Source organism: Streptomyces sp. RP5T (assembly GCF_003933965.1).
GTDB lineage: Bacteria > Actinomycetota > Actinomycetes > Streptomycetales > Streptomycetaceae > Streptomyces.
The window spans coordinates 21,543-28,913 of sequence record NZ_RSAJ01000044.1; the positions used below are offsets into that span (position 1 = coordinate 21,543).

Here is a 7,371-nt window from a genome sequence, read left to right on the forward strand (position 1 = left end):
ACTACCCCCGGGGCTACTTCTGGCTGAAGCCCTTCTGCAGCTCCCGGTCGGTCGACTCATACGACTCGAGCGTTTTCCTGAGCCCCTCGTGAAGTTGCTTGGCGCCGTCGGCGATCCGCTTGATGCCGTCGCCCCAGTCGTCCTGGAAGTCGTCGCAGGCGTTGTCGAGACCGTCCGTGCCCAAACCCTTGGGACCGACCTTGTTCAGCCGCTCCTGAGCGCCGCGCATACGGTCGTCCACCTGATCCAGCCTGTTGATCAGGGTCTTCATGCGATCGACATCGATCTGGAAATCCGCCATCCCCGTGTCTCCCCGTCGTCGTGATCCAGTCGCCGGCGCACAGATTATCGGAGGGTCAACCTCGGGGACACCTGAGGATGTTCGCGTTCGCCAACATGTGAGGGCCGTGGCTCAGACGCCGTCCCACAGGTGCAGCACGGACTGCGCGTACGCCAGCCGCGGGTCCAGTCGCGACGAGGTGATGTGGAAGATGCCGCCGCCCCGGTAGTCGACGACGACCTCGGAATCGCCCGGGGTACGCCACAGCGCACGGCTCGGAAGGCCGAGGTCCCAGGCCGACTCCTTCTTCGCCTCGTCCTTGTCCCCGAACAGCAGCGGAATCAGGCCCTGGAGCGCGCCGAGCACCCAGATGACGAGGAAGACCGGGGAGAAGGCGGTGAACAGCGCCCACCCGGCCGGGGTTCCACGCTTCGCGGTGAGGGGCTCGCCGCCGGTCACCGCCTGTACGGTCCAGCGCGGGCGGCGCGGCCACGGCAGCGCCCGTCCGTCCTGACGCGTGATCCGGCCGACCGGCGCGCCGTCCCCGCCGTACACCTCGTACACGCCTGAGCCGGTGGGCCGCACCGAGCAGAGCGGTTCGGCGTTCGGGCCGCTCACGGTGAACGGCGGTCGCGCCTTGCGCCCATGGTCCGGCCTGTCCTGAGGTACGTGGACGTACGCGAGCACGTTGCCTTTCGTCTCCTCGTCGGCCGACCGCACGGTGACAGTCGGTTCCCCTGCTCTGGTCCGGGCGTACGCGGGCAGCCGCTTGCTGTCGATCTCGATCCTGATCTCGGGCGCCGGGCTCGGGTACGACGCCTGGGCGGGGGCCTCGCCGTGCTGTCCCGGCGCCTGCGACGGTCCCGGTTGCCGCCCCTGCGAGGACCATTCCTGGCTGCTGTGGTTCATGGCCGCCCAACTGTCGATGCCGTTGACGATGACGAGCGCCAGAATCTCAAAGGTGGGCCGGCCGTGTCGCGGGGCGGTCGGCGTCGGGCGGTTCGACGACGACTCGCACACCGGGTGTTCACAGGATCTCCCCCGAAGAGTTCCCCGGTGAAGGTGTCACCGCCTGCCGGGCGCTACAACGACGTCCGGCCGGAACGCCCCTGCCACAGATCCCGCAGCAACGCGATCTCCGCCATGTGGTGGATGAGCTCCAGGTTGGACCCCCACAGCACGGAGATGTACGGGTCGTCGGGGGCGGAGCCGTACGGGTACTGGGAGAAGCCGATCGTGTCGAGCTGTTCCTCGGTGACGTGGCCGACCGCCTCCCGCCAGCGGTCGAGCAGGGCCCAGAAGCGCTCCTGGGCCAGGGCTGCGGAGGGCGTGAAGTCGACCAACTGGTGCGGATCCGTGCGGCGTTCGCCGAAGGTCCACTCCCATTCGCCCGCGAAGCAGGAGTGCAGATGGCCCAGTCGCCACGCGATGGTCGTGACCGGGGAGATGTCGGGCTTCACCGGCCCGGTGTGGGCGAGTACCTCCTCGACCCGTTCGACGCTGACGCTCCAGTCCTCGGCGATCTTCGCGACGCTCATGCCGTCGGCGGCCTGCCGGGCGACCTCGCCGTACTCGCCCGAGGGGATGTCCGGGGCGCCCTTGTCGAGAACCCACTCGCCGGGACCGTAGGACCGGGGCGTCACCGCCTCGCTCCGGCGCCGGACGGACCAGCTGCCCGGGACCGGCTCCCAGAGGTACTCCTCGTCACCGAGCCCTTCGAGCCGTATCTGCGCCCGCTCCCGCACGCAGTCGAACTGGTCCAGCAGTACGCCCAGCCGGTCGGTCCGTACGCGTCCCGTGTCCATGCCCCGCTCCCCTCACAGTGCCGTCCGGGCGGAGGCTAACCACCCGGCGGCGGGGGTGCGACGGATTTACGCGCTCCCCGGTTCCGTCCGGAAAGGTCTGCGCCAACTGAGCCCCAAATCAGGTCATGTGACACCGGATCAACTTGTTCCATCGATTCGATCAAAGTTACGTTGCCCCGAGAAACTTTCGAACGGGGGTCCCTGTGGGTGTAGTCCTGCCGAGCGAGCTGGATGCGGCCCTGGACCTGATAGGCATCAGCTGGCCCAACGTCGACGAGGACGACTACCGCGACATGGCCCAGGCCATGCGGGAGTTCGCCGACGACATCGACGACGGCGCCGCGGACGCGCACCGGGCGATCACCGATCTGATCGGCGGCAACGAGGGCCTCGCGATCCAGGCGCTGGAGAAGCACTGGGAGCTCGTCAAGGGCAAGCATCTGACCAATCTCGCCGAAGCGGGCCGCGTGGCGGCGACCGCGCTGGACGCGGTCGCCGTGCTGATCGAGGGCGCGAAGATCGCCGCGATCGCCCAACTCGGCATCCTCGCCGCGGAGATCGCCGCCGCCATCGCGGCCGCGCCGCTCACCTTCGGCCTGTCCACCCTGGGCGGCGTCGCGGGGACGCAGGTCACCCGGATCGCGGTGAAGCGCATCTTCGAGGAGGTGTGCGAGGAAATCGCCGGGCGGATCATCGAGGTCGCGATGGGCCCGGTCTTCCAGGCCCTCGGCGCCATGGCAGGCGACCTGGTCGTACAGATCGGCGGCAACGCCCTCGGCACGCAGAACGGCATCGACCTCGGCCAGACCGCGAAGGCCGGCGAGAAGGGGCTGGGCGAGGGCGTCGACACCCTCAAGTCGGGCGGGATGCAGCTCGCCAGCGCGGGCGGGGGTGCTGGCGGGTCGATGCAACTGGCCGGTGCCGACGGCGGGTCCAGCAGCTCGGGCGGCTCAGGCGGCGGCGGTCAGTTCAGCATGGACCTCGACTCCTTCGACCGCGCGGACAACGGACTCAAGGGCGCGGGCAGCAAGATCCGGGACGGAGCCGGCACCAAGCTGTCCCGCGCGCAGTCCTCGCACGGGCGGGCGCGGGGCAAGGACCCCCTCACCAACCTCCTCGACCCCATGGTGGACGAGGTCATGGAGGGGATCGGAAAGGGCGTCAAGCGTTCCGCTGCCCACCTCGACGAGAGCATGACCGGCGGCCTGAAGCAGATGGCCAAGCGTCACAAGGACAACGACGACGAGACCGCCCTGTCCCTGAAGCAGCTCCAGAAGGGCAACGACGGCAGGACGCCCATGTACCTCATGGGCGACGACGGCACGCTCAAGAGGCTGCGCACCGACGCCGGCACCGACAAGCTCACCCAGGAGGACCGGGACCGCCTCGGTCTGAGGCTCGACGGCGACAACGCCGGCCGGCCGCTGCCGGGCGAACCGAACCTCAAGCTCCACGGCAAGGAGCGGCCGCGCCCCCTCAGCAACTCCGAACAGGTCGAGCTCGGCAGCACCCCCCTGTCCCAGGCCGTTCAGCTGGCCCGGCACTCGGACAAGAGCTACGGCAACCACAAGCAGGTCAACGGGCAGGACAAGTTCGAGAGCAACAACTACGCCGCCGCCCGGTTCGACAGCGCGAAGAAGGACGACGGCGACTTCATCATGGTGGCGCGCAGTTCGGGATTCCGGCACTCCGAGCGCATGATCGGGTTCCCGGTTCTCCGCGACGGCGCCGGTGGCCGTATGACCGAGCTGTACACGGAAAGAGCTCCCTGTTCGTCCGCGCCGAACTGCAGCGCATGGATGAAGGAGAGACTTTCGCATGTCGATGTCACCCACAGCATCGATTACGGGAACACCAAGGAATCCAGAGCCCAGGGCAACGCGGAAATGATGGATTATCTGGACCGCCTCAAGGCGAACCGGCATAAATAGCGCACATGCTAGCATCGGGCACTCCGATCATTCGCAAGGCAGGCAGGTCACGAGATGACGTCCCCCATCGACCGGGAGACCCTGGAATCCGAGTTCGGCCCGGAGGAGCTCACCACCTTTTCCGCGGCGGCGGTGGCAGGCATCCGGCACCAGCCGAGTGCGGACTTTCTTCGCAATGTCGGCATCCCGGCCCGCCCGAATCCCTGGTTCGACCTCGTGGACGGCTCCCCTGAGCAGGTCAGGACGCTCGGCGACGCCTACGACGACCTCCGTGAGCGGTGGGCGGACCTGCCCGAAGGCGCCGATAGCTGGCTCCTGCTGGGCATGGTGCCCTATGACGACATCGCCTTGGACGGGGTCTCCGGGGTCGTGTACTGCCTTCCGGGCGACGAATCCGAGATCTATCCGCTGAACAAGGACCTCCCCTCTTTCGCCACCTTTCTTTATCTGCTGGAGAAGGAGCGCCCGAACTACGACTTCGAGTCGGAGCTCGAGAATATCGATCCGGAGAGTGCGGCGGCCCGCCTCACCGAACAGATGCGGGAGACCGACCCGGCCGCCCTCGACGTGAGCAATTCCCGCTGGCACGACATCCTGGAGTATGTCGCCGAACCCGAGGCGAGGTAATGGCGATGAATGACAGCGATATTCGGCGCATCGGCGAGATCGCCCTCCCCCTCACCGTCGGCCCGTACTTCGCGACCGCCGCGTCCGACCCCGTTCCGCTGTGGCAGTTCGCCGAATCCGCCGGGCGTACGGTCGTGCTGGAGGAGTGCCGGGAGTGGACGCGGTTCGGGTCGGACCGCGGGTTCGAGATCTGTGCCGATCAGGAGGGCGTCGTACGCGCGGTGCTGCTCGACTGGACCGAGGAGTCGCGGTTCGTGAACGCGACCGCGGAGGCCTTCGCCCAGTCGCTCGCCGCGCTGGACCAGGCCCTCGCCGCGATCCTCGGTACCGACGAGCCGCAGGAGGCCGCCGCCGCCTTCGCGGAGCTGGAGCAGCGGCTGCGGACCCTGGACCCGCGGGCGTTCGAGGGGCGGGAGCACTGGTGGCCCCTCGTCCTCGACGACATCCGGGACACCGCGAGCGCGGAGTGGTTCACCGCCTTCGAGATCGTCAACGACCAGGGCGAGAAGCAGATCATCACGCAGGCCGGTGACATCGCCGTCCACCCGGAGGAACGGCTGTGGGCGCGGTTGCGGGCCGCGGGTGTGCAGCCGGAGCAAGTGCTGCGGGTGCACACCGAGTTGGAGGCCTGCTTCATGCCGGGGCACTACTGCTCGCTGTGGCTCGGGCAGGTCTTCCCCGAGGCGCAGCTGACCCACAACTTCCCCTACGGGGAGACGGCCGAGTCCCGCGCCGAGGGCATCCGGCAACTGCGTGAGGCAGCGGCAGAACAGCCGCGGTAGAGGGGATTCAGCACATCATGACCGTCGGTACCGTCACGCCGGACCTCGCCTCCTGGCCGCCGCTGGACGACGACAAGCGGGCCGCGGGGCAGCAGTTGCTCGACTGGGCCACCGACGGCGACGGGCCTCGGCTGTGTCTGCTGCGGGGCGCGGAGGGCAGCGGCAAGAGCGGACTGCTCGCCTGGTTCCTGGCCGGCACCGTCGGCCGTCCGGGGCTCACCGTCCACGCCACGGTGCCGTCCGAGGGGCTGACGACCGAGAGCTTCGCCTGGGAGCTGGGACGTCAGCTCGGCTACGGCCCCCTCTCCCCCGGCGGCCTGCTCGATCAGGTCCGAGCGGACGAACGGCCGCTGCTGATCCTGGTACCCGATCTGCACCGGGCCGGGGCGGCCCCGGCGGATCTGCCGTCGGCGGCACCGCAGACCCTGGTCGCCGAACTGCTGGAGCCGCTGCTGGCACTTCCCCATCTGCGCGCGGCGGTCGAGGTCGGGATGTCGGGACTGCCGGCCGTGGAGAGCGTCGAGGCCGTCGAGGTCGTCGAGCTGGACGACCGCAGCGCCGATCCGACGGCGAACGCGTCGCCGTCGGCGATGTCACCGGCCCGCGAACGCGCCGAACGGGCCACGTACGCCGAGCTCGTCGCCACGGTCCCGCGCACGGCCGACGGCCGCCCCGACTGGTCCCAGGCCCCTGACACGGTGCTCCGGCGCGTCCTCGACGCGGCCCTGCGCACCGACGGTCCCTACGCCCAAGGGGGCGCCGTCACCGGCCTGTTGACCGACCCCGGGTTCCTGGTGCACGGCTCGGCCGCCGCCCTCACGGCCACCCTCGCCGACGAGCGCGTCCCGGTGCCCGGGCGGCTGCGCGAGGTGTGGAGGCGTGCCGCACCGGAGCTGACGGCGTATCACACCGACAGCGCCGAACGGGCGGCCCTGCTGCACGCCGCCGCGGTCGACACGGACCCGGACCTCACCGAGTACCTGCGCCCCCTGGCCCGCCGGCACTGGTGGTCCACGGCATGGGCCCGGCGGACCCACCCGGTGCACGCGCTGGCCCTGGTGCCGGGCCTGGAGCGCGGGCTGCTGGCCGCGGACCCGGCGGGGCGGCTGCGGACGTACGACGTGGAGAGCGGTACGGCACTCCTCGTGTCCGGCGGGACCGCAACGCCCTCGGTCGGCGCGTCCGACATCGCCGCGGCTCCCTCCGTCCACCCCGCCGTCGTACGACCGCGCTCCCTGGCCCCTCGTGACGCCCGCTCGGCGCTGCTGCTCGACCGGTCCGACGCGCTGCTGCCGCTCGTGGCCGAGGACGACCCGACCGCCGCGTTCGCGCTGGAGAGGATCGCCGAGTACCACGGTTCGGCCGCGCTCGCCGGGGAGGAGTCGCTGGTCACCGCGCTCGGCAGCGGCGGCACCCGGAACCCGTACGCGCTCATCGGCGATCAGGGCGGCTCGGTGCACGTGTGGTCCCTGGGCGAGTACCAGGACGTCCCGCACTCCTGCCGCGTACACGAACAGCCGGTCACGGCCGCCACCTTCGTCGACACCGCCGACGGGGCGGCACTCACCTTCAGTGCCGGGGCGGACGGCTCGGTGCGGCTGTGGGAGACCTCGGCCGCACCGATGCCGGTTCCGGTGCAGCGGCGCCGGTACCGGACCACCGCGCTCGCCGCCGCGGACACCCCCGCCGGTCCGGTGCTCGCCGTGGCCTGGAGCGACGGCGAGGTGCATCTGTGGCACGTGTCGACCGGCAGGGTGCGTGTGCTGCCGTGGCTGCGCGGCTGCGACGCGCTCGCGCTGACGCCCGAGGGCCTGTTGGCCATCGGGGACCCGGCGGGGCTGCATGCCGTACGGCTGCGGCTGGACGTGCTCTGGGAGCAGTGACGCTCTGGGGACAGTGACGCTCTGGGAGCGGTGACGGGCTCTGCCGACCGAACGGGCCGGGGC

General features: G+C 70.2%; 7 protein-coding genes. 4 read left to right on the top strand and 3 right to left on the bottom strand.

Annotated elements, in window-relative coordinates; genetic code table 11:
• Positions 1–13: 13 nt before the first annotated feature.
• From EHS43_RS07585 to EHS43_RS07595, 3 genes are all read right to left on the bottom strand, one after another.
• Positions 14–301 (bottom strand): WXG100 family type VII secretion target, encoded by a 288-nt coding sequence (locus EHS43_RS07585; RefSeq protein ID WP_125189757.1) that lies wholly within the window; start codon positions 299–301, stop codon positions 14–16.
• A gap of 111 nt (positions 302–412) precedes the next feature.
• Entirely contained in the window at positions 413–1,189 is a 777-nt protein-coding gene (locus EHS43_RS07590; RefSeq protein ID WP_125189758.1) for a hypothetical protein, read from the bottom strand.
• 173 nt (positions 1,190–1,362) lie between these two features.
• The gene (locus tag EHS43_RS07595) at positions 1,363–2,085 is read right to left on the bottom strand and encodes a DinB family protein (protein ID WP_125189759.1); all 723 of its coding nucleotides are present in this window, start codon (positions 2,083–2,085) and stop codon (positions 1,363–1,365) included.
• A 203-nt stretch (positions 2,086–2,288) separates the two neighbouring features.
• On the opposite strand from EHS43_RS07595, the gene EHS43_RS46275 reads away from it, so the two are divergent.
• The 4 genes from EHS43_RS46275 to EHS43_RS07615 are packed head-to-tail and all read left to right on the top strand — an operon-like array spanning position 2,289 to position 7,308.
• Positions 2,289–4,016 (top strand): nucleic acid/nucleotide deaminase domain-containing protein, encoded by a 1,728-nt coding sequence (locus EHS43_RS46275; protein ID WP_185806147.1) that lies wholly within the window; start codon positions 2,289–2,291, stop codon positions 4,014–4,016.
• Between the two features lie 54 nt (positions 4,017–4,070).
• Entirely contained in the window at positions 4,071–4,643 is a 573-nt protein-coding gene (locus tag EHS43_RS07605; RefSeq protein ID WP_125189760.1) for an SUKH-4 family immunity protein, read from the top strand.
• A gap of 5 nt (positions 4,644–4,648) precedes the next feature.
• Complete coding sequence (locus EHS43_RS07610; RefSeq protein WP_185806148.1) at positions 4,649–5,425, top strand: nucleic acid/nucleotide deaminase domain-containing protein; 777 nt, start codon at positions 4,649–4,651, stop codon at positions 5,423–5,425.
• A gap of 17 nt (positions 5,426–5,442) precedes the next feature.
• Complete coding sequence (locus EHS43_RS07615; protein ID WP_260470432.1) at positions 5,443–7,308, top strand: WD40 repeat domain-containing protein; 1,866 nt, start codon at positions 5,443–5,445, stop codon at positions 7,306–7,308.
• Positions 7,309–7,371: the final 63 nt, after the last annotated feature.

Bases quoted from the DNA above. Each gene is read 5' to 3' on its own strand.
- EHS43_RS07585 (WP_125189757.1), bottom strand. From the start codon at position 301: ATGGCGGATTTCCAGATCGATGTCGATCGCATGAAGACCCTGATCAAC.
- EHS43_RS07590 (WP_125189758.1), bottom strand. From the start codon at position 1,189: ATGAACCACAGCAGCCAGGAATGGTCCTCGCAGGGGCGGCAACCGGGA.
- EHS43_RS07595 (WP_125189759.1), bottom strand. From the start codon at position 2,085: ATGGACACGGGACGCGTACGGACCGACCGGCTGGGCGTACTGCTGGAC.
- EHS43_RS07605 (WP_125189760.1), top strand. From the start codon at position 4,071: ATGACGTCCCCCATCGACCGGGAGACCCTGGAATCCGAGTTCGGCCCG.
- EHS43_RS07610 (WP_185806148.1), top strand. From the start codon at position 4,649: ATGAATGACAGCGATATTCGGCGCATCGGCGAGATCGCCCTCCCCCTC.
- EHS43_RS07615 (WP_260470432.1), top strand. From the start codon at position 5,443: ATGACCGTCGGTACCGTCACGCCGGACCTCGCCTCCTGGCCGCCGCTG.